Below are 18,403 nucleotides of genomic sequence, written 5' to 3'. Positions count from 1 at the left end.
GGACGAGAGGGTCCCCGCGGGCGGGGGTGTCGCGGACGCGCGTGGGACCTGCGGGTTCGTGGAACAGTCTCCATTCACCTGACAACGTTGTCCAGGGCCTATGCTCAACGCCACAAGCCTTGCATGACAACCGAACGACGACAGGACAGCGCACAGTGGCCGACACCGCCCGTCACCCCGAGCCCCGCTACGGTAATCGGCCCACCATGAAAGATGTGGCAGCCCGTGCCGGAGTGGGGCTCAAAACGGTGTCCCGCGTGGTCAACGCGGAGCCGGGCGTGACACCGGACACCGAGCGGCGCGTCCAGGAGGCCATCGACGCGCTCGGCTTCCGCCGCAACGACTCGGCGCGCGTGCTGCGCAAGGGCCGTACCGCCAGCATCGGTCTGGTGCTCGAAGATCTCGCGGACCCATTTTACGGCCCGCTGAACCGCGCCGTCGAAGAGGTCGCGCGCGCCCACGGGGCGCTGCTGATCAACGGTTCGAGCGCCGAGGACCCGGACCGCGAGCAGGAGCTGGTGCTCGCCCTGTGCGCGCGCCGGGTGGACGGGCTGATCATCATTCCGGCCGGTCACGACCACCGCTATCTGGAGCCGGAGATCAAGGCCGGGGTCGCGACGGTCTTCGTCGACCGTCCCGCCGGGCAGATCGACGCGGACGCCGTGCTGTCCGACAGCTTCGGCGGCGCGCGCTCGGGCACGGCCCATCTGGTCGCGCACGGCCACCGGCGGATCGGGTTCATCGGTGACCAGCCCCGGATCCATACGGCGGTGGAGCGCCTCGGCGGCTACCGCGCCGCGATGGCGGAGGCGGGTCTGCCGGTGGAGGACTCCTGGGTGTCGCTGGGCACGACCGCGCCCGAGCGGGTGCACGAGGCCGTCGTCACGATGCTCGGCGCCCCGGAGCCGGTCACGGCGATCTTCACCGGCAACAACCGGGTGACGGTGACCGTCGTACGGGCACTGGCCGCGCACGACCGGCCCGTCGCCCTCGTCGGATTCGACGACATCGAACTGGCCGACCTGCTGGAGCCCGGCGTCACGGTCATCGCACAGGACGCCGCCACCCTGGGCCGTACCGCGGCGGAGCGGCTGTTCCGCCGGCTGGACGGGGCGGCCGACGCGCCCAGCCAGGTGGTGCTGCCCACCCGGCTGATCGCGCGCGGCTCGGGCGAACTGCCGCCGTCAGCAGACCGGTAGGCCCGGCAGCGGCTGATCGTTGTCGCCGCCGGAGATGTAGACGTCGCTGACGAAGACGTTCGTGTTGCCCTTGTCGTCGTCGGTCTTGGCCCACCAGACATTGGTCCACCGGCCGGACGTCTCACGGCGGCCGAGGTTCTGCTGGCAGTAGAAGTAGTTCGTGCCCGCGTTCAGCACGCCGACCTGTGTGCCGTCCGCGGTGTACGAGTTGGCCTGGCGCCAGACCTGGCAGTTGTACTTGCCGCCGCCGATCGGGTGGCACACGGGCGCGGGGGCCGGATCCGTACCGCCTCCGCCGCCGCCGTTCGAGCCGCCGCCTCCGCCGTTCCCGCCCGTGCCCCCGTCGCCGGACCCGGAACTTCCGCCGTCGGAACCGCCGTTGCCCTTGCCGCCCGCGTCGGAGCCACCGGGACCGCCGCCGGGCGCGGGCGACGTCGCGTCGCCCTTCGGGGGCTTCGACTTCTTGTCGCCCTGCTCCTTCGGCTTCGCGCTCGGGCTCTTGTCCTCGGGCGTGACGGCGCCCGGATCGAGGACCCGGCCGTCGGCGCCCTTGTCGGGGTTCCCCGGCGACCCTCCGGCCACGTCCTCGTCGGTGGCGGAGCCGCCACGGTCGACGAGCGCGTAGGTCGCACCGCCCCCGGCGAGCAGCACGGCCGCGACCGCCGCGGCGACGAGCACGCGCGACTTCTTACGGCTCCGTCCGCCGGAGCCGTCGCCGGGCCCGGCACGGTGCCGGGAGGACAGCGACCGGACCGACCGGACCGACCGGGCCTACGGCGCCGAGACCGTGAGGGCCGCGCGGCGCGGGGACGCGAAGCTCTCCAGGTCGGCGCGCGTGAGACCGGTCAGCGTGGTGACCTCGGCGCTGTCGAGGGCTCCGCAGTCCAGTCCGCGCAGCAGATAGCCGCTGAGGGCCTTGGCGGTGGCGGGTTCGTCCATCACGTCGCCGCCGGCCTTCGCCACGTACGCCGCGAGTCGCGCTGCCGCGGCCTCCAGGCCCTCGCGGTAGAAGGCGTAGACGGCCGCGTAGCGCGTGGGCAGGTGGCCGGGGTGCATGTCCCAGCCCTGGTAGTAGGCGCGGGCCAGGGCGCGGCGGGTGAGCCCGTAGTGGAGCCGCCATGCCTCGTGGACCTGGCTGGTGGGGCCGACGGGCAGGACGTTGGTCGAGCCGTCGGAGACCCGTACGCCGGTGCCGGCCGCGGCGACCTGCATGACGGCCTTGGCGTGGTCGGCGGCCGGGTGGTCGCTGGACTGGTAGGCGGCGCTGACCCCGACGCAGGCGCTGTAGTCGAAGGTGCCGTAGTGCAGTCCGGTGGCGCGGCCGTCCGCCGCGCCGATCATCCGGGCCACGGCGGCCGTGCCGTCGGCGGCGAGGATGGACTGGCTGGTCTCGATCTGGATCTCGAAGCCGATCCGGCCGTGCTCCAGGCCGCGCGCCTTCTCGAACTCCTCCGCCAGCCGCACCATCGCGGTGACCTGTTCGGGATAGGTGACCTTCGGCAGGGTGAGGACGAGCCCGGCGGGGAGCCCGCCGGCTGCCACGAGTCCGCTGAGGAAGACATCGAGGGTGCGGATGGCCCGGTCCCGTACGGGGGCCTCCAGGCACTTCATCCGGATGCCCATGTAGGGGGCGGCGGTGCCGTCGGCGTACGCCTCGTGGACCAGGCGCGCGGCGCGCGCGGCGGCGAGGTCCTCCTCCTCGTCGGAGTGCGCCCCGTAGCCGTCCTCGAAGTCGATCCGCAGATCCTCGACGGGCTCGCGCTCCAGCTTGGCCCGCACCCGCTCGTACACCGGGCCCGCCAGTTCGTCGGAGAGGCCGAGGGCGCGTGCCAGGGAGGCGGCGTCGGGGGCGTGTTCGTCGAGGGCGGCGAGTGCCTGGTCGCCCCAGGAGCGGACGGTGCCCGCGTCGAAGGCGTCCGCGGGGACGTAGACGGTGTGGACGGGCTGGCGGGTACCGGGGTCTCCCGGGTACCGGCGGGCGAGTTCCGCGTCGACCGGTGCGAGGGAGGCGCTGATGCTCGTCCCGACCGCGTCCGGAAGGCTCGTCGTCACCGTGTCCTGCCGGTCCTGCCCCATTCCCACGCCCATTCCTACGCCTCCACTTTCCGCTATATGGAATTCATCATCCGCATGGTGAAGTTAATCGTCTGACCCGGGCTGCGTCAATGGTCGCCCGGAGTGGCCCGGGAAGCGAGCGCGCAGCACGAAGGGGCCGCGCGGCGGGTGCGCCGCACGGCCCCTTCGGGTGCTGCTCGGGCTCAGCCCTTACGGGCCTTGACGGCCTCGGTGAGCTGGGGCACGACCTGGAAGAGGTCGCCGACGACGCCGTAGTCGACGAGGTCGAAGATGGGCGCCTCGGCGTCCTTGTTGACCGCGACGATCGTCTTCGAGGTCTGCATACCCGCCCGGTGCTGGATCGCGCCCGAGATACCGGAGGCGATGTACAGCTGCGGGGAGACCGACTTGCCGGTCTGGCCGACCTGGTTGGAGTGCGGGTACCAGCCGGCGTCGACAGCGGCGCGCGAGGCGCCCACGGCCGCGCCGAGGGAGTCGGCGAGCGCCTCGATGATCGCGAAGTTCTCGGCGCCGTTGACGCCGCGTCCGCCCGAGACGACGATCGCGGCCTCGGTCAGCTCGGGGCGGCCGGTGGACTCGCGCGGCGTACGGGCGACGACCTTGGTGCCGGTGGCGGCCGCGCCGAAGGTGACCGCCAGCTCCTCGACGGCGCCCGCGACCGCGGCCGGCTCGACGGGGGCGGAGTTGGGCTTCACGGTGATGACCGGAGTGCCCTTGGTGATGCGGGAGTTGGTGGTGTACGCGGCGGCGAACACCGACTGCGTCGCCACCGGGCCCTGGTCGTCGGCGGTCAGGTCGATCGCGTCGGTGATCAGACCCGAGCCGATGCGCACCGCGAGGCGGGCGGCGATCTCCTTGCCCTCGGCGGACGAGGGGACGAGTACGGCGACCGGGGACACGCTGTCGTACGCGGCCTGGAGGGCGTCGACCTTCGGGACGACGAGGTAGTCGGCGAACTCGGGGGCGTCGGCGGTCAGCACCTTCACCGCGCCGTGCTCCGCCAGCGTGGCGGCGGTGGCGGCGGCGCCCGCGCCGAGCGCGACGGCGACCGGGTCGCCGAGGCGGCGGGCCAGCGTCAGCAGCTCCAGGGTGGGCTTGCGGACGGCACCGTCCACATGATCGACATAGACGAGGACTTCAGCCATGGGATGTGTTCTCCTGCGAATGCGTGTGCGTGAAGGAACCGGGACCGGCTACGGGGGCGGTGGACCGCACCCGTCAGATGAACTTCTGGCTCACGAGGTACTCGGCCAGCTGGTCGCCGCCCTTGCCCTCGTCGTTGACGATCGTGCCCGCCGTACGGGCCGGGCGCTCCGTGGCCGAGTCGACGGCCGTCCACGCGCCTTCGAGGCCGACGTCCCCGGCCTCGATGTCCAGGTCCCCCAGGTCCAGGGACTCCACCGGCTTCTTCTTCGCCGCCATGATCCCCTTGAACGAGGGGTAGCGGGCCTCGCCCGACTGGTCCGTCACCGACACGACGGCGGGCAGGGAGGCTTCGAGCTGCTCGGTCGCCGCGTCGCCGTCGCGGCGGCCCTTGACGGTGCCGCCCTCGACCGACACCTCGGACAGCAGCGTCACCTGCGGCACGCCCAGGCGCTCCGAGAGCATCGCGGGCAGGACGCCCATCGTGCCGTCGGTGGAGGCCATGCCGCAGATCACCAGGTCGTAGCCGGTCTTCTCGACGGCCTTCGCCAGGACCAGCGAGGTGCCCAGCGCGTCCGTGCCGTGCAGATCGTCGTCCTCGACGTGGACCGCCTTGTCCGCGCCCATCGACAGCGCCTTGCGCAGCGCGTCCTTGGCGTCCTCGGGGCCGACGGTCAGAACGGTGACCTCCGCGTCGCCGTCGCCGGCGTCGTTGTGGGCCGCGGCGATCTGCAACGCCTGCTCGACCGCGTACTCGTCCAGCTCCGACAGCAGACCGTCCACATCGTCACGGTCCAGCGTCAGGTCATCGGCGAAATGCCGGTCACCCGTGGCGTCGGGCACGTACTTCACACAGACAACGATCCTCAAGCTCACGCCGGCTCTCCTACTGCATCGTCATTTTCCGGGCTGCCTTGTCGTTCGCAGCATAGGCGCCTGATGGGGGGTTTTCCGGTCAGGTCGACCCGCGCACCGACCATAATATTACTCGCCAGTACATCCACCTGATGCCCGCTGAGCAAGCGCTGTGAACTGTGACCTTGCCAACGCGGCCCACCCGGCGCCCCACCGGCCCGCCGGCCGGGAGTTCCCTCAGTCGCCGGGCGTCGCGCCGGACACCGCCACACCCAGGGCGGCGATCACATCGGCCTTACGGGGTGCCCCCGCCGCCCTGCGGACGATCCGGCCCGCCGCGTCGAGGACGAGCACCGTGGGCGTCTTGAGGATGCCCAACTCACGGACCAGCTCCAGTCGGTCCTCGGCGTCCAGCTCCACATGGGCGACGCCGTCGACCATGCCGGTGACGTCGGCGAGCGTGCGCCGGGTGGCACGGCAGGGCTGGCAGAACGCGCTGGAGAACTGCACGAGCGTGGCGCGCTCCCCCAACTCCGTGCCCAACTCGGCCGCGCCGAGCCGTCTTTCGCCGTCACGCCCGCGCACCTTGAGCCTCCCGTTCGTACGGCGGTGGAGCACGCCGAACAGACTCGCCGCCGCGAGCACCGCCACGCACACCATGAGTCCTGTCGTCGTCATCCCTGGTGCAGCGTTCACACGACCGCAAAATATTCCGCGGTCACGGGCGTGCGGCCCTGAGCGATGCTGGTGTCATGAACATTGATGTCAGGGGTCCCCGCTTCGGCGCGGCCGTCACCACCGTCGTGCTGGCCGTGGTCCTCGTCACCGGCAGCGGCGCGCTTCTCGGCTGGCAGGCGCTGGTCTTCGCGGTGGGCGCGCTGGCCGGCGTGGGGCGGTCGCCGTACGGCTTCCTGTTCCGCGCCGTCGTACGGCCGAGGCTCGGACCGCCCACGGAGTTCGAGTCCCCGGAGCCGCCGCGTTTCGCGCAGGCGGTCGGGCTGGTCTTCGCGGTGGTGGGGCTCGTCGGCTATCTGTGGGGGCCTGCCTGGCTCGGACTGGCCGCCACGGCGTGCGCGCTCGCCGCCGCCTTCCTCAACGCCGTCTTCGGCTACTGCCTCGGCTGCGAGATGTACCTCCTGCTGCGCCGTACGACCGCGGCGCTGCGCTGAGCTGCGGCAAACGCCCTGATCACCCGGGAATGACGTGATGAGAATCTCGCTCCGCGCCGTCGGCAGGACTGGCCACAAGGCCGTGTTTGGGGCACGATCTGCCCAATGCCGAAAACCTACGGCTGCGTAGCTTCCGTCGGGAGAACCCTCCCCGGGAACAGAAGGGTCTCCTCCAGATGGCAGAGCTCGTCTACCGGCCGGTCATCGGCGCCGCCCGCACGATGTTCAAGGCGCTGGACCTCAAGATCGAGACTCAGGGCTCCGAGAACATTCCGCGTACCGGCGGTGCCGTGCTCGTCAGCAACCACATCAGCTATCTGGACTTCATCTTCACCGGGCTCACCGCGCTCCCCCAGAAGCGTCTCGTCCGCTTCATGGCGAAGGACTCCGTCTTCCGGCACAAGGTCTCGGGCCCGCTCATGCGCGGCATGAAGCACATCCCGGTGGACCGGAACCAGGGCGAGACCGCCTACTCGCACGCGCTCGACTCGCTGCGCTCCGGCGAGATCATCGGCGTGTTCCCGGAGGCGACCATCTCGCAGTCCTTCACGCTCAAGTCCTTCAAGTCCGGCGCGGCGCGCCTGGCGCAGGAGGCCGGCGTGCCACTGATCCCGATGGCGCTGTGGGGCACCCAGCGGCTCTGGACCAAGGGGCGCCCCCGCAACTTCCGGCGCAGCCACATCCCGGTGACGATGCGGGTCGGCGAGCCGCTGGAGGCCCCCGCCGACCAGTACGCGGGTGCGATCACCCGGCGGCTGCGCGAGCGGGTGCAGGAGCTGCTCGAAGCCGCCCAGCGCGCCTATCCGGTACGGCCCAAGGACGCGAACGACACCTGGTGGGTGCCGGCGCACCTGGGCGGTACGGCTCCGACGCCGGCCGAGGCCCGCGAAGCCGGCTGAGCCCACGGCCCTACGGACGACTGCACCGAAACGTCACTGCTGGTCCGTCATGCCCGGTCCGTGACCCCGCCCTGCCGTCCGGTGGTGCGTCAGCCCGCGGGGTGCACCGTGATCCGTGCCCCGGGGCTCAACTTCTCCAGTGATTCGGCGAGTTCGGTGCCGGCGGCGTCGAGTTCCGCGCGGGTCGTCGGGGCCAGGCTCTCCAGCAGGAAGACGGCGTTCACAGACTCCTCGGTGAGCCGGGTGCGCACACCTTGGCGCCAGTTCCAGCGGCGGCAGGTGACGCCCTCGTCGTCGCGCCACACGACCTCGCCCGCGTCCGGGTGCTCGACGACGCTCTCGCCGCCCGCGGCGGTGTGGAACGGCTCGTCGCCGGCGGCCCGTACGAGGCGCATGGGACCCGTGATCCGGTCGAGGTCCTCGCCGCCGACCGGGATCAGATGGGCCACGCTGATCGCGTTGTAGAGGTCCACGAGCAGATTGATCCGGGGCAGACCGCCGTCGGCGAGGGCGCGCTTGGCCAGCGCCTCGGCCGAGTTGCGGGTACGGGACGGCTTGCTGCCGAAGGCCGTGTACGCCGCGCGCCAGGCGGCCATGTGCGGGTCCTCGTGCGGGGCGCGCCCGTCGAGCCGGGCGGCGAGTCGCCGGGCCGCGTCGTCGAGCAGCGCCGAACTCGCCTCGTTGCTGGGGCCGTTCACCAGCCCGTGGGCCTCGACGGCGAGCGGGGTGAAGCCGGGGACGAGGGTGTGCACCTCGTCCGACACGGTGAGTGTCAGGGTCATCGTCAGCCTTGCCTCGGGACATACGGAAGCGGTGCATCACAGCACACCGAGAGGTCTACTGTAATGCACCGCCGGAGCTGCGCCGCCCGTGCGAGGTCGCGGCCGTCGGCCGCCTGGGATCCCGGCCGTCGGCTACCTGGCCATCTCTTCCTTCAGCGCCTGGACGAACGCGTCGACGTCGTCCTCGGTGGTGTCGAAGGCGCACATCCAGCGCACGTCGCCGGCCGCCTCGTCCCAGAAGTAGAAGCGGAAGCGCTTCTGGAGGCGCACGCTCACGTCGTGCGGCAGCCGCGCGAAGACGGCGTTGGCCTGGACGGGGTGCAGGATCTCGACGCCGCCGACCGCGCGCACGCCGTCGGCGAGCCGCCGCGCCATGGCGTTGCTGTGCCGGGCGTTGCGCAGCCACAGGTCGCCGGCCAGCAGCGCCTCCAACTGCACGGAGACGAACCGCATCTTGGAGCTGAGCTGCATCGACAGCTTGCGCAGCCGCTTCATCGCGCGCACCGAGTCGGGGTCGATCACGACGACGGCCTCGCCGAAGATCGCGCCGTTCTTCGTGCCGCCGTAACTCAGCACGTCCACACCGACGGTGTTGGTGAAGGTGCGCATCGGTACGTCGAGGGAGGCGGCGGCGTTGGATATCCGGGCCCCGTCGAGATGGACCTTCATGCCCCGCTCGTGGGCGTGCTCGCAGAGCGCGCGGATCTCGTCCGGGGTGTAGACCGTGCCCAGTTCGGTGTTCTGGGTGATCGACACGACCTGCGGCATGGCGCGGTGCTCGTCGTCGTACCCCCACGCCTGCCGGTCGACCAGCTCCGGGGTGAGCTTGCCGTCCGGGGTCGGCACGGCGAGCAGCTTGAGCCCGCCGACCCGCTCGGGCGCCCCGCCCTCGTCCACATTGATGTGCGCGGACTCGGCGCAGATCACCGCGGACCAGCGGTCGGTCATCGCCTGGAGCGCGACGACGTTCGCCCCGGTGCCGTTGAAGACCGGGAACGCCTGCGCGGTGGGGCCGAAGTGGCCGTGCATGACGCGCTGGAGATGGTCGGTGTACTCGTCCTCGCCGTACGCGATCTGGTGGCCGCCGTTGGCCAGCGCGAGCGCGGCCAGCACCTCGGGGTGGGCGCCCGCGTAGTTGTCGCTGGCGAAGCCGCGCGTGTCGGGGTCGTGGTGCGCACGCGCGGCCGTCGTACGGGACCTCATGACTCGGGGGTCAGCCACAGGCGTTTTCCGTTCACTTCACCGGCGGGCCGGTCCCAGACTCCGGCGATGGCGTCGGCCAGCTCTCCGGTGTCCGTGAAGCCCGCGAATTTCGCATTCGGGCGCTCGGCGCGCATCGCGTCGTGCACCAGTGCCTTGACGACCAGGATCGCAGCCGCCGCGCGCGGCCCCTCGTCGCCCCCGGCCTTGCGGAAGTCGTCGCCCAGCGCCAGTGTCCACGCCTCGGCCGCCGCCTTGGCCGCCGCGTAGGCGGCGTTGCCGGCCGTGGGCTTGCCGGCGCCCGCCGCGCTGACCAGCACGTAGCGGCCGCGGTCGCTGCGCAGCAGGCCGTCGTGGAAGGCCAGGGAGGTGTGCTGGACGGTGCGGATCAGCAGCTTCTCCAGCAGGTCCCAGTCGGCGAGATCGGTGTCGGCGAAGGTCTTGCCGCCGCGCCAGCCGCCGACGAGATGGACGAGTCCGTCCACCCGGCCGGCGTCCTTCTCGGTCCTGGCCGCCCAGGCGCGGGTGGCCGCCGGGTCGAGGAGGTCGACGGTGTCACCGGTGACGGTGGCGTCGCCGTGGACGCGGCGCGTCGCCTCGACGGCCTCGGCGAGGCTCGCGGCGTCCGCGTCGGCGGCCATCACCGTCGCACCGGCCGAGGCCAGGCGCAGCAGCGTGGCGCGCCCGGCGGGGCCGCCCGCTCCGGCGACCGCGACGACGGCGCCGTCCAGTGCGCCGCCCGCTCCGGTGCTTGTGCTCATGGTCGTCTTCTCCGTCATGCCGGTGTCCCCCGTGTCTCCGCTGTCGTACGAGCTCACGCGGCTCGCTGCTCGGTGCTGCCCGTCGCCCGAATGCCCCGGGTCGACGCGATGACGGTCTTGAGCTTCTTGCCCAGGGCCTCGTAGAACATGCTGAGCGGAAACTCGTCCGGAAGCACGTCGTCGACCAGCTTGCGCGGGGGCAGATCCAGGTCGAGGGCGTCCGGGCCCTTGGCCCAGCGCGATCCCGGGTGCGGGGCCAGATAGGTGGAGACGAGGTCGTACGCGGCGAACCAGTGGACCAGTTTCGGGCGGTCGATGCCGGCCCGGTAGAGGCTCTCGATCTCGCCGAGCAGCTGCTGGGTGACCTGCGGGGCCCGGTCCCAGTCGATGCGCAGGGTGTTGTCGGTCCAGCGCACCACGTCGTGCTTGTGCAGGTACGAGAAGAGGAGCTGGCCGCCGAGGCCGTCGTAGTTGCGCTCACGGGCGCCGGTGACGGGGAAGCGGAACATCCGGTCGAAGAGCACCGCGTACTGCACGTCGCGGCCCTGCGCGACGCCGTCGGCCTCCAGTTTCACCGCTTCCCTGAAAGCGGTGAGGTCGCAGCGCAGTTCCTCCAGGCCGTACATCCAGAACGGCTGCCGCTGCTTGATCATGAAGGGGTCGAAGGGCAGGTCGCCGTGGCTGTGGGTGCGGTCGTGGATCATGTCCCAGAGGACGAACGCCTGCTGGCAGCGGTCCTGGTCGCCGATCATCTCGCGGATGTCGTCGGGGAGTTCGACACCGAGGATGCCGACGGCGGCCTCGCTGACCCGGCGGAAGCGGGCGGCCTCGCGGTCGCAGAAGATGCCGCCCCAGCTGAAGCGCTCGGGGGCCTGCCGGACGGCGATCGTCTCGGGGAAGAGGACCGCGGAGTTGGTGTCGTAGCCGGCGGTGAAGTCCTCGAAGGTGATGCCGCAGAAGAGGGGGTTGTCGTAGCGGGTGCGCTCCAGCTCGGCGAGCCACTCGGGCCAGACCATGCGCAGGACGACCGCTTCGAGGTTGCGGTCCGGGTTGCCGTTCTGCGTGTACATGGGGAAGACAACCAGGTGCTGGAGCCGGTCCACCCGGTCGGCCGCGGGCTGGAAGGCCAGCAGCGAGTCCAGGAAGTCGGGTACGTCGAAGGCGCTGTCGGCCCACTTACGGAGGTCCGAGACGAGCGCGGCGTGGTAGGCGGCGTCGTGCGGCAGCAGGGGCGTCAGCTGCTCGACGGCGGCGGTCACGCGGTCGAGCGTGACCTCGGCGAGGGCGCGCGGGGGCGCGTCGTCGGCGTCGAAATCTATGGAGCCGTCCTTGGACTGCCAGGGACGGATCTCCTCGACGGCGTTCTTGAGCTCGGTCCAGGCGGGGTGCTCGACCACCCGCTGGTCGTCGGTCGCGTGCCCTCCGGGTCGGTCCTGCACAAGAATTTCCGTCATGTCATGTCCTCCACGGGAGAAGCTGGCGTCAAAGCACCGTATCGGTCTTCGATTCTCCCGTACAAGGGCGGACGAGACAAATTATCCTGCCGCGCTTTATGTTTGCGGGCGTTTTTCCTGCCATGGATACCGTTGACGGTAGGTCCCTGCCTGTACGGGTACGACACGGGTCCAGACCGGCACGGTGGCCGTTAGGCTGCCGCCGTGCCGCGTGGGGCACCAGCGCCGCGCGGGAGCCGCCGACGACGGAAGCGAGTCAGCCTTGACTTTCCTCACCATCGGTCATCGTGGAGTGATGGGTGTCGAACCCGAGAACACCCTGCGCTCCTTCCTGCACGCCGAGCGGGCCGGTATGGACGCCATCGAACTCGACCTTCATCTGAGCAAGGACGGCGCGCTCGTCGTCATGCACGACGCCGAGCTGGACCGCACGACGGACGGAACGGGCCCGATCGCCGACCGGACCCTCGCCGAGCTGCGGGAGCTCGACGCGGGGCAGGGTGAGCGGGTGCCGGTCTTCGAGGAGGTCCTGGACGCGGTGGGCGCACCGCTCCAGGCGGAGATCAAGGACGTGGCGGCGGCGCGCGCGCTGGCCGAGGTCATGCACCGGCGGAAGCTGGTCGGGCGGGTGGAGGTGTCCTCGTTCCACGACGAGGCGGTCGCCGAGATCTCCGCGCTGGTGCCCGGCGTACGGACGGTGCTGATCGCCAGCCGCTGGGGCGGCGACATCGTGGACCGGGCGGTCGCGGTCGGCGCGGACTCGCTGGCGCTGAACATCCGGCGGCTGACGCTGGAGGTCGTCGAGCGCGCGCACGCGGCGGGGCTCGGGATCATCGGGTGGGTGGTGAACACCCCCGACCAATTGCGGCTGGTCCGCGCGTTCGGCCTGGACGGCGCGACCACCGACTTCCCGGAGATCCGCCGCACCGGCCGCTTCACGGCCTGAGCCCTGGCTCAGCCGAGCGGCTTGACCAGCAGCTCGAACGCCAGGTCGTCGCGCTGCGGGATGCCGAAGCGCTCGTCGCCGTACGGGAACGGGGTCAGCTGTCCCGTACGGCGGTAGCCGCGGCGCTCGTACCAGGCGATCAGGTCCTCGCGCTGGACGATCACGGTCATGTGCATCTCGCCGACGCCCCAGTCCGCGCGGGCGCGGCGCTCCGCCTCGGCGATGATGCGCTTGCCGAGGCCGCCGCCCTGCGCCTCGGGGTCGACGGCGAACATGCCGAAGTACGCGGCGGGGCCGCGGTGTTCCAGCTGGCAGCAGGCGACCAGCGCGCCGTCCGACTCGACCATCAGGAGCCGGCTGCCGTCGGCCTCGATCACGTCGAGGACGCCCCGCTCGTCGGTGCGCTGGCCCTCCAGCAGGTCGGCCTCGGAGGTCCACGACGCGCGGGCGCTCTCGCCCCGGTAGGCGGACTCTATGAGCGCGACGAGCGGCTTGACGTCGTCTGCGGTGGCGTCCCGGTAGATGAGCTGACCGGGAGCGGGGCGCGGGGTGGTGTCCATGGTGCGCGTTCTCCGTCTTCTCCGCCGCGGGCCGGCGGCGCGCCCGAGCCTAACCCCATTTCCCGGGGGCACGGATCGGCGGGGTGCGCGGAGCCGTACTCCGTGCCCGGGCCGTGCCGCCCCTCGTCACGCCGCTCCCTCCTCACCTCTCCTCACCCCTTCGCGTCCGTGTCGGCCTCCGCGGCGAGGGGGCTCCTGCGGTGTTCCGGGGCGAAGCCCAGCAGCCGCGCGCAGGCCGAGGTGTCGAACAGCGAGGCGTGGCCGGTCAGTTCGGCGAAGTACGGCACGCCCGGGTGGTGTTCTTCGAGCAGTTGGGCCGTCGGCACGGGCGACGACGTGTCGTCCGCCGCGACATTGAGAATATGACAGCCCGTCAGTTCGGCGCGGAGCGCGTACCGGACGGCCCTGGCCGCGTCCCTGGTGTCGAGCCATCCCCAGAGGTCCATCCGGTGGGCGGCCGGATCGTCGCGTACGGCGGCGAGTTGTGCCGCCAGCCGCTCGCCGGTGCCGGTGAACGGGAACCGCATACAGACGATGTCGGTGCCGTGGCGCCGGTGCGTGGCGCGGGCCGTCTCCTCCAGGACCACCTTGGAGAGGCCGTACGGGTCCTGGACGAGCGTGGGATGTTCCTCGTCCAGCGGTACGTAGCGCGGGGACTGCGGCTTCGGCGACCAGGCGAGTCCCACCGCCGCCAGGCTGGAGGCGGCGACGACGCGGCGTACGCCGGTGCGGCCCGCCTCGTCCAGGACCCGGTGCGCGGTGAGGCAGTTGGTGGCGAACAGGGCGCTGTCGTCGTCGGAGTTGGGGTGCGGGATGGCGCCGAGATGGACGACGGCCTCGGCGCCGGCCATGGCGTCGCGTACCAGTTCGGGATCGCGCAGATCGCCGGTGTGGACACGGTCCAGCCGTGGGTCGTCGACGGGGACGAGGTCGGTGGCGACGATCCGGTGGCCGTGGGCCAGCAGGTCGTCGATGACATGGCCGCCGATGTGTCCGGCGGCTCCGGTGACCAGGACGCGCATCAGCCCTTCACCGCCCCGACGAGGCCGTTGACGAAGTAGCGCTGGAGACAGAGAAAGAGCAGCACGACGGGGATGACCACGATGAGGGCTCCGGCCATCAGGTTGTTGTAGTGGGGCACGTTCTCGGCCGCGAGGGTCTGGAGGCCGAGCGGGAGGGTGAAGGTCGACCGGTCGGTGAGCGAGACCCGGGTGAGCAGGTACTCGTTCCAGGTCGGGATCGCGGTGAGCAACGCGACGGTGATCAGGGCGGGTTGGGCCAGTGGCAGATAGATGTTCAGGAAGATTCGGAACTCACTCGCGCCGTCGACCCGCGCGGAGTCGCGCAGTTCGGCCGGGATGGTGCTGAACGCCCCGGTCATCAGCAGGATCGACAGCGGGGCACCGCCGTTGACGAAGGGCAGCACCAGTCCCCAGTGGGTGCCGAGGATGCCCATCTCGTTCTCCAGCAGCACGATCGGCAGCATCACCGTCACGCCGGGCACGAAGAGCAGGGAGATGAACAGCCGCTGCAGGAAGGTGCGGCCGGGGAAGCGCAGCACGGCGAAGGCGTAGCCTGCCGCCGCGTAGATCACCAGCGTGAGGACCACCGTGTAGAGGGTGACCAGCAGGCTGTTGAGGAAGAAGTCGAAGAAGTGGAGGTTGTTCCAGGTGTCGATCAGGGTGTCGAAGGTGGGGTTCTTCGGGATCAGATGACCGCCGCTGACCACCTCCAGCTGGTCCTTGAAGGCGGCCGACACCATCCAGAGGAACGGATAGACGCTGACCAGTCCGTATCCGGCGAGCAGCAGACCGACGACGACGCGCGCCAGGGTGCGGCGCCCGCGGGCCCTGGTCCCGCCCGGCCGTTTGGCCGGCCTGTCGCCCTTGTCGGGGTGTGCGGTCGCGTGGGCGCGCTTGTCCGCCACGGGGATCGAGGTCATGTCTTGCTCCGCAGCGCTCGCAGATTGATCAGGGCCAGTACCAGGGCGGCGGCGAACAGCAGCCAGCCGAGTGCGCTGGCGAGCCCGAGGGTGGGACGGAGCTGTTTCAGGAAGGCCAGGCTGTACGCCTCCAGGCCCAGCACATTGGTGTGGTCGCCCGGTCCGCCGTTGGTCATCACCAGGAAGGTCTGGAAGCCCTGGAGCGAGTCGCGCAGATTGAGCAGGACGACGATGGCCGTGATGGGGCGCAGCAGCGGCCAGACGACCGACGTGTTCGTCCGCCACCAGCCGGCGCCGTCGAGCTGCGCCGCTTCCAGCAGGCTGCGGTCGATGGACTGGAGCCCGGTCAGATACAGCAGCATGGAGACGGGCACGGCGCCCCAGACGGTCACCACGATGAGTGTGGGCAGCGCGGTGTCGGGGTTGCCCAGCCAGCCCTGGGGCTGCTGGAGCGAGCCGAGGCCGAGCTGGCCGAGCAGCAGGTTGACGGCGCCGTCGGGCTGGAGGATGTACTGCCAGGCGAAGAAGACGGCGATACCGCTGGTGACGTACGGCAGGAAGAAGACCGAGCGCAGGACGCCCTGCATCCTGCGGGCCCGGTTGAGCAGGACGGCCAGCGGAAACGACACCATGACCGTCAGCGCCGGTACGGCGATCATCACCCAGAGGGTGTTGAGTCCCGCGCTGCGCACGCGTGGCGCGTAGACGGGGCTGCGCCAGAGCAGGTCGGCGTAGTTGTCCAGGCCGACCCAGGTCCAGTGCGGCATGAAGCCGTTCCAGGACGCGAAGCTCAGCAGGAAGCCGTAACCGACGGTGTACAGGCCCATGACGGCGAAGAGGACCACCGCGGGGGCGACGAACAGATATCCGGAGAGGGCCTCGCCGCCGAACTTACGGCGCCGGGGCCGCTTGCCGGGGCCGGGGGCGGTGTCCGCCGCCCCGGCCGGGAGCGTACGGCTCTTGCCGACGCTCCCGGCCTCCCCCACCGTGGTGGGCCGAGGTGCTGTGGTCACTGGGTCGCCCAGTAGTCGCTGTTGAGTCCGCGGAGCTTGGCTCCCGTCTGAGCGGGTGTGTCCCGGCCGAGCGGGCTCAGATCGGTGACGATCTCACCGGCCACGTCCTGGTCGTAACCCGGCGGGCGGAAGGAGTTGTCGCTCGGGTCGTAGGTGGTCTCCCCGGTGCCGTCGAAGCTCTCCATCATGGAGGTCAGCGCGGGGCCGAGGACCTTCGCCGAGTCGGCGCCCAGTTCGGTGGCGGGCAGGTCGGCCGAGTCCTTGGCGAACCGGGCTGCGACGTCGCTGCCGGAGAGGAACTCCATCCACTTCTTGGCGTTCTCGGGCTGCTCACTGGTGGCGGTGAGGCTCAGTCCGGTCAGCGCGAGCGGGCCGAGCGCCCGGTCGGGCACGGCGCCGTCCTTCGGCGCGGGCAGTCCGAAGGCGAGTACGTCGTCGGCCTTCATGTCGTTCTGCTGGAGGAAGGCGAGGGTGAAGGTGCCGCCGACGGCGAAGGCCGACTTGCCCTGGGCGAACGCCTGGTCGGCCTCGTCGATGCTGAGTGTCTGGGAGCCCGGCATCCAGTACGGGGTGAGCTGGTCGTACATGCCCAGGACCTTGGTGCCGTTGGCCGAGCCGAAGTCGGTGGCCTTGTCCTTGCCGAAGAGGTCCCAGTACGGCTGCTTGCCGAGCTGGGCGAACGCCAGCGGCTGGAGCACCCAGGTCAGTCCGGTCGACTTGACCTTCAGGCCGAGGCTGATCCCGCCCGTCTTGGGGTCCTTGTGGTGGGTCGCCTTCACCGCCGCCAGGAACTCCTCCCAGGTGGCGGGGGCCTTGGTGATGCCGGCGTCGGCCAGCTTCTGCTTGTTGGCGTAGACGATGCCGAACGTGCCGGCGGTCAGGGGCACGCTGAAGCGCTGGCCCTCCTCGACGCCCTTGAACGTGGAGTCCTTGGCCTGCGACTCCTTGAACTTCTGCGGGGTGACGGTGCCGGAGCCCTTGATCGCCTCCTGGAAGCGGCCGCTCCAGTCGTCCGGGATCTGGTCCTTGAGGTCGGCGGTGACGCCGGCCGCGCCGAGGACGAAGTCCTCACCGTCGGAGTGCACTTCGAGGACATCGGGGAGGCCGCCGGTCTTGGCCGCGCTCTGCACCTTGGTGGTGTAGGCGTCGTCGGGTGTGTACACCTCGACCTTGACCGAGATGCCGGTCTCCTTCTTGAACTCGGTGGCCGCCGCGCGCAGGGCACCGACATGGGACTGCTTGAACGTCCACATCTCCAGCGACTTGGAGTCCGAGCCGGAGTCGGAGCCGCCGCAGGCGGAGAGGGTGGTGAGTGTGAGCGCGGTGGTCGCGGCCAGAGCCACGAGCCGGACATTCCGTGCGAAAGGTATGCGCATGGCCCCTACCTAAGAATCAACCCGTTCAGAAGGCCGAATGACGTTGGAGTGACTGAACTTATGGTTGCGGTGATATAGCGTCAAGACGCACGTCGAGAATCGTGCTGACCGGATCGCCGAGGGGCGCCGGTGCGGGGAGCGGAGGTTCCGTGGAATCGGTGGCAGCAGCAGCGCGAGGGCGTAAGCCCGAGGAGGTCAAGTCCGCGGCTCGGGTGCTCGAAGTGCTCGAACTGCTCGGCACCGAGGGCGCCCGGCTCTCGCTCGCCGAGATGGCGAGCGCGATGGCCGTGCCGAAAAGCAGCCTGCACGCGATCCTGCGGACGATGGAGGCGCGGCGCTGGGTGGACCTGGACGCCTCGGGCACCCGCTACAGCCTCGGCCTCAAGGCCCTGCTGACGGGCACGGCCTATCTGGAGGGCGACGACGTCGCGAGCCTGGCCGGACCGGTGCTCGACGCCCTCGCCGAGGAGACCGGTGAGTCGGTGCATCTGGGCAGGCTGGACGGGACGGACGTCGTCTACCTGGCCAAACGCGAGTCACGGCATGCCCTGCGGATGTACTCGGCGGTGGGCCGCCGGCTGCCGGCGCACGCCACGGCCCTCGGCAAGGCGATGCTGTCGCAGTACGACGCGGCCGAGGTGCAGCGCCGGCTGGACTGGCCGCTGGCTCGGCTCACGCCCGACACCGTGACCGATCCCGACGAGCTGATCCGCCAGCTCGCCGAGGCGCGGCTGCAGGGCTGGGCGATGGACGACGGCGAGAACTCCGTGGACATCCGGTGCGTGGCCGTGGCGCTCGGCACGGGGCACGGCGGCGGCGGCGACGCGATCAGCTGTTCGGCCCCCAAGAGCCGGATGGACGACGCCCGCGCACAGGAGATCGCCGGGGCCGTCACGGAGGCCGCACATTCGCTGCGGACCCTCCTCAAACGGCTCGGACAGCACTGAAGACTGTTCGACCCATATTTGGTAGAGTCATTGACAAATTAAAGATGCTCTCTCTACGTTCGGATAGCAGTACATCATCCT

The 18,403-nt window shown here is 70.7% G+C and carries 19 protein-coding genes; 5 read left to right on the top strand and 14 right to left on the bottom strand.

The genetic code is table 11. The features are described from left to right. Positions 1 to 155 precede the first annotated feature (155 nt). A complete protein-coding gene (locus tag ACFUN8_RS11250; protein WP_382563836.1) occupies positions 156 to 1,199 on the top strand; it encodes a LacI family DNA-binding transcriptional regulator in 1,044 nt (347 codons plus the stop codon). On the opposite strand, the gene ACFUN8_RS11245 is transcribed toward ACFUN8_RS11250, so the two are convergent. The 5 genes from ACFUN8_RS11245 to ACFUN8_RS11225 all read right to left on the bottom strand — a co-directional run bounded on the left by ACFUN8_RS11245 (position 1,185) and on the right by ACFUN8_RS11225 (position 5,933). After that, on the bottom strand, positions 1,185 to 1,877 hold the full coding sequence (locus tag ACFUN8_RS11245; protein ID WP_383634540.1) for a hypothetical protein: 693 nt from the start codon (positions 1,875 to 1,877) through the stop codon (positions 1,185 to 1,187). The two genes, ACFUN8_RS11250 and ACFUN8_RS11245, sit on opposite strands and share 15 nt — an antisense overlap. Before the next feature lie 93 nt (positions 1,878 to 1,970). Next, positions 1,971 to 3,275: a DUF6986 family protein gene (locus ACFUN8_RS11240; protein ID WP_383634629.1), complete on the bottom strand. Its 1,305-nt coding sequence runs from the start codon at positions 3,273 to 3,275 to the stop codon at positions 1,971 to 1,973. A 182-nt stretch (positions 3,276 to 3,457) separates the two neighbouring features. Further along, entirely contained in the window at positions 3,458 to 4,420 is a 963-nt protein-coding gene (locus ACFUN8_RS11235; RefSeq protein WP_383634538.1) for an electron transfer flavoprotein subunit alpha/FixB family protein, read from the bottom strand. Between the two features lie 73 nt (positions 4,421 to 4,493). Beyond that, positions 4,494 to 5,294, bottom strand: coding sequence for an electron transfer flavoprotein subunit beta/FixA family protein (locus ACFUN8_RS11230; RefSeq protein ID WP_382563832.1), 801 nt, complete (start codon positions 5,292 to 5,294; stop codon positions 4,494 to 4,496). A gap of 216 nt (positions 5,295 to 5,510) precedes the next feature. After that, on the bottom strand, positions 5,511 to 5,933 hold the full coding sequence (locus tag ACFUN8_RS11225; RefSeq protein WP_383634627.1) for a TlpA family protein disulfide reductase: 423 nt from the start codon (positions 5,931 to 5,933) through the stop codon (positions 5,511 to 5,513). 92 nt (positions 5,934 to 6,025) lie between these two features. On the opposite strand from ACFUN8_RS11225, the gene ACFUN8_RS11220 reads away from it, so the two are divergent. Both ACFUN8_RS11220 and ACFUN8_RS11215 read left to right on the top strand, forming a co-directional pair. After that, positions 6,026 to 6,442, top strand: a complete 417-nt coding sequence (locus ACFUN8_RS11220; protein ID WP_383634536.1) for a DUF4395 domain-containing protein — start codon at positions 6,026 to 6,028, stop codon at positions 6,440 to 6,442. A gap of 176 nt (positions 6,443 to 6,618) precedes the next feature. Next, positions 6,619 to 7,341, top strand: coding sequence for a lysophospholipid acyltransferase family protein (locus tag ACFUN8_RS11215; RefSeq protein ID WP_383634534.1), 723 nt, complete (start codon positions 6,619 to 6,621; stop codon positions 7,339 to 7,341). An 89-nt stretch (positions 7,342 to 7,430) separates the two neighbouring features. Here ACFUN8_RS11215 and ACFUN8_RS11210 read toward each other — a convergent pair whose 3' ends face one another. The 4 genes from ACFUN8_RS11210 to ACFUN8_RS11195 form a co-directional block, all read right to left on the bottom strand. Beyond that, complete coding sequence (locus tag ACFUN8_RS11210) at positions 7,431 to 8,123, bottom strand: B3/4 domain-containing protein (RefSeq protein ID WP_383634532.1); 693 nt, start codon at positions 8,121 to 8,123, stop codon at positions 7,431 to 7,433. A gap of 132 nt (positions 8,124 to 8,255) precedes the next feature. Further along, positions 8,256 to 9,326: a threonine aldolase family protein gene (locus ACFUN8_RS11205; RefSeq protein WP_383634625.1), complete on the bottom strand. Its 1,071-nt coding sequence runs from the start codon at positions 9,324 to 9,326 to the stop codon at positions 8,256 to 8,258. Further along, complete coding sequence (locus tag ACFUN8_RS11200; RefSeq protein WP_383634530.1) at positions 9,323 to 10,084, bottom strand: SDR family NAD(P)-dependent oxidoreductase; 762 nt, start codon at positions 10,082 to 10,084, stop codon at positions 9,323 to 9,325. Before ACFUN8_RS11200 ends, ACFUN8_RS11205 begins: the two co-directional genes overlap by 4 nt. 53 nt (positions 10,085 to 10,137) lie before the next feature. Further along, a complete protein-coding gene (locus ACFUN8_RS11195; protein WP_383634528.1) occupies positions 10,138 to 11,538 on the bottom strand; it encodes a DUF6421 family protein in 1,401 nt (466 codons plus the stop codon). A 262-nt stretch (positions 11,539 to 11,800) separates the two neighbouring features. On the opposite strand from ACFUN8_RS11195, the gene ACFUN8_RS11190 reads away from it, so the two are divergent. Beyond that, positions 11,801 to 12,484 carry a glycerophosphodiester phosphodiesterase gene (locus tag ACFUN8_RS11190; RefSeq protein ID WP_383634526.1) on the top strand — a complete coding sequence of 228 codons (684 nt, stop codon included), beginning with the start codon at positions 11,801 to 11,803 and terminating at the stop codon, positions 12,482 to 12,484. Positions 12,485 to 12,492: 8 nt separating this feature from the next. On the opposite strand, the gene ACFUN8_RS11185 is transcribed toward ACFUN8_RS11190, so the two are convergent. From ACFUN8_RS11185 to ACFUN8_RS11165, 5 genes are all read right to left on the bottom strand, one after another. After that, a complete protein-coding gene (locus tag ACFUN8_RS11185; protein WP_383634524.1) occupies positions 12,493 to 13,044 on the bottom strand; it encodes a GNAT family N-acetyltransferase in 552 nt (183 codons plus the stop codon). Between the two features lie 152 nt (positions 13,045 to 13,196). Further along, positions 13,197 to 14,066, bottom strand: a complete 870-nt coding sequence (locus tag ACFUN8_RS11180) for an NAD-dependent epimerase/dehydratase family protein (protein WP_383634522.1) — start codon at positions 14,064 to 14,066, stop codon at positions 13,197 to 13,199. After that, the gene (locus tag ACFUN8_RS11175; protein ID WP_383634520.1) at positions 14,066 to 14,986 is read right to left on the bottom strand and encodes a carbohydrate ABC transporter permease; all 921 of its coding nucleotides are present in this window, start codon (positions 14,984 to 14,986) and stop codon (positions 14,066 to 14,068) included. Before ACFUN8_RS11175 ends, ACFUN8_RS11180 begins: the two co-directional genes overlap by 1 nt. Then, positions 14,983 to 15,999: a carbohydrate ABC transporter permease gene (locus tag ACFUN8_RS11170; RefSeq protein ID WP_383634518.1), complete on the bottom strand. Its 1,017-nt coding sequence runs from the start codon at positions 15,997 to 15,999 to the stop codon at positions 14,983 to 14,985. The genes ACFUN8_RS11175 and ACFUN8_RS11170 overlap by 4 nt, the downstream gene beginning before the upstream one ends. Then, positions 15,996 to 17,342 carry an ABC transporter substrate-binding protein gene (locus ACFUN8_RS11165; protein WP_383634516.1) on the bottom strand — a complete coding sequence of 449 codons (1,347 nt, stop codon included), beginning with the start codon at positions 17,340 to 17,342 and terminating at the stop codon, positions 15,996 to 15,998. Before ACFUN8_RS11165 ends, ACFUN8_RS11170 begins: the two co-directional genes overlap by 4 nt. A 191-nt stretch (positions 17,343 to 17,533) precedes the next feature. On the opposite strand from ACFUN8_RS11165, the gene ACFUN8_RS11160 reads away from it, so the two are divergent. Further along, positions 17,534 to 18,322, top strand: coding sequence for an IclR family transcriptional regulator (locus ACFUN8_RS11160; protein WP_383634514.1), 789 nt, complete (start codon positions 17,534 to 17,536; stop codon positions 18,320 to 18,322). Positions 18,323 to 18,403 lie beyond the last annotated feature (81 nt).

The sequence above is a fragment of the Streptomyces sp. NPDC057307 genome, from assembly GCF_042667665.1.
Lineage (GTDB): Bacteria > Actinomycetota > Actinomycetes > Streptomycetales > Streptomycetaceae > Streptomyces.
The sequence above is the reverse complement of the archived record's forward strand: the minus strand, read 5'-3'. Positions and strand labels throughout refer to the sequence as shown.

Coding starts and splice junctions, on each gene's coding strand:
- ACFUN8_RS11220 (WP_383634536.1), top strand. CDS start 6,026: ATGAACATTGATGTCAGGGGTCCCCGCTTCGGCGCGGCCGTCACCACC.
- ACFUN8_RS11175 (WP_383634520.1), bottom strand. CDS start 14,986: ATGACCTCGATCCCCGTGGCGGACAAGCGCGCCCACGCGACCGCACAC.
- ACFUN8_RS11235 (WP_383634538.1), bottom strand. CDS start 4,420: ATGGCTGAAGTCCTCGTCTATGTCGATCATGTGGACGGTGCCGTCCGC.
- ACFUN8_RS11215 (WP_383634534.1), top strand. CDS start 6,619: ATGGCAGAGCTCGTCTACCGGCCGGTCATCGGCGCCGCCCGCACGATG.
- ACFUN8_RS11210 (WP_383634532.1), bottom strand. CDS start 8,123: ATGACCCTGACACTCACCGTGTCGGACGAGGTGCACACCCTCGTCCCC.
- ACFUN8_RS11240 (WP_383634629.1), bottom strand. CDS start 3,275: ATGGGGCAGGACCGGCAGGACACGGTGACGACGAGCCTTCCGGACGCG.
- ACFUN8_RS11225 (WP_383634627.1), bottom strand. CDS start 5,933: ATGGTGTGCGTGGCGGTGCTCGCGGCGGCGAGTCTGTTCGGCGTGCTC.
- ACFUN8_RS11205 (WP_383634625.1), bottom strand. CDS start 9,326: ATGAGGTCCCGTACGACGGCCGCGCGTGCGCACCACGACCCCGACACG.
- ACFUN8_RS11180 (WP_383634522.1), bottom strand. CDS start 14,066: ATGCGCGTCCTGGTCACCGGAGCCGCCGGACACATCGGCGGCCATGTC.
- ACFUN8_RS11200 (WP_383634530.1), bottom strand. CDS start 10,084: ATGAGCACAAGCACCGGAGCGGGCGGCGCACTGGACGGCGCCGTCGTC.
- ACFUN8_RS11185 (WP_383634524.1), bottom strand. CDS start 13,044: ATGGACACCACCCCGCGCCCCGCTCCCGGTCAGCTCATCTACCGGGAC.
- ACFUN8_RS11195 (WP_383634528.1), bottom strand. CDS start 11,538: ATGACGGAAATTCTTGTGCAGGACCGACCCGGAGGGCACGCGACCGAC.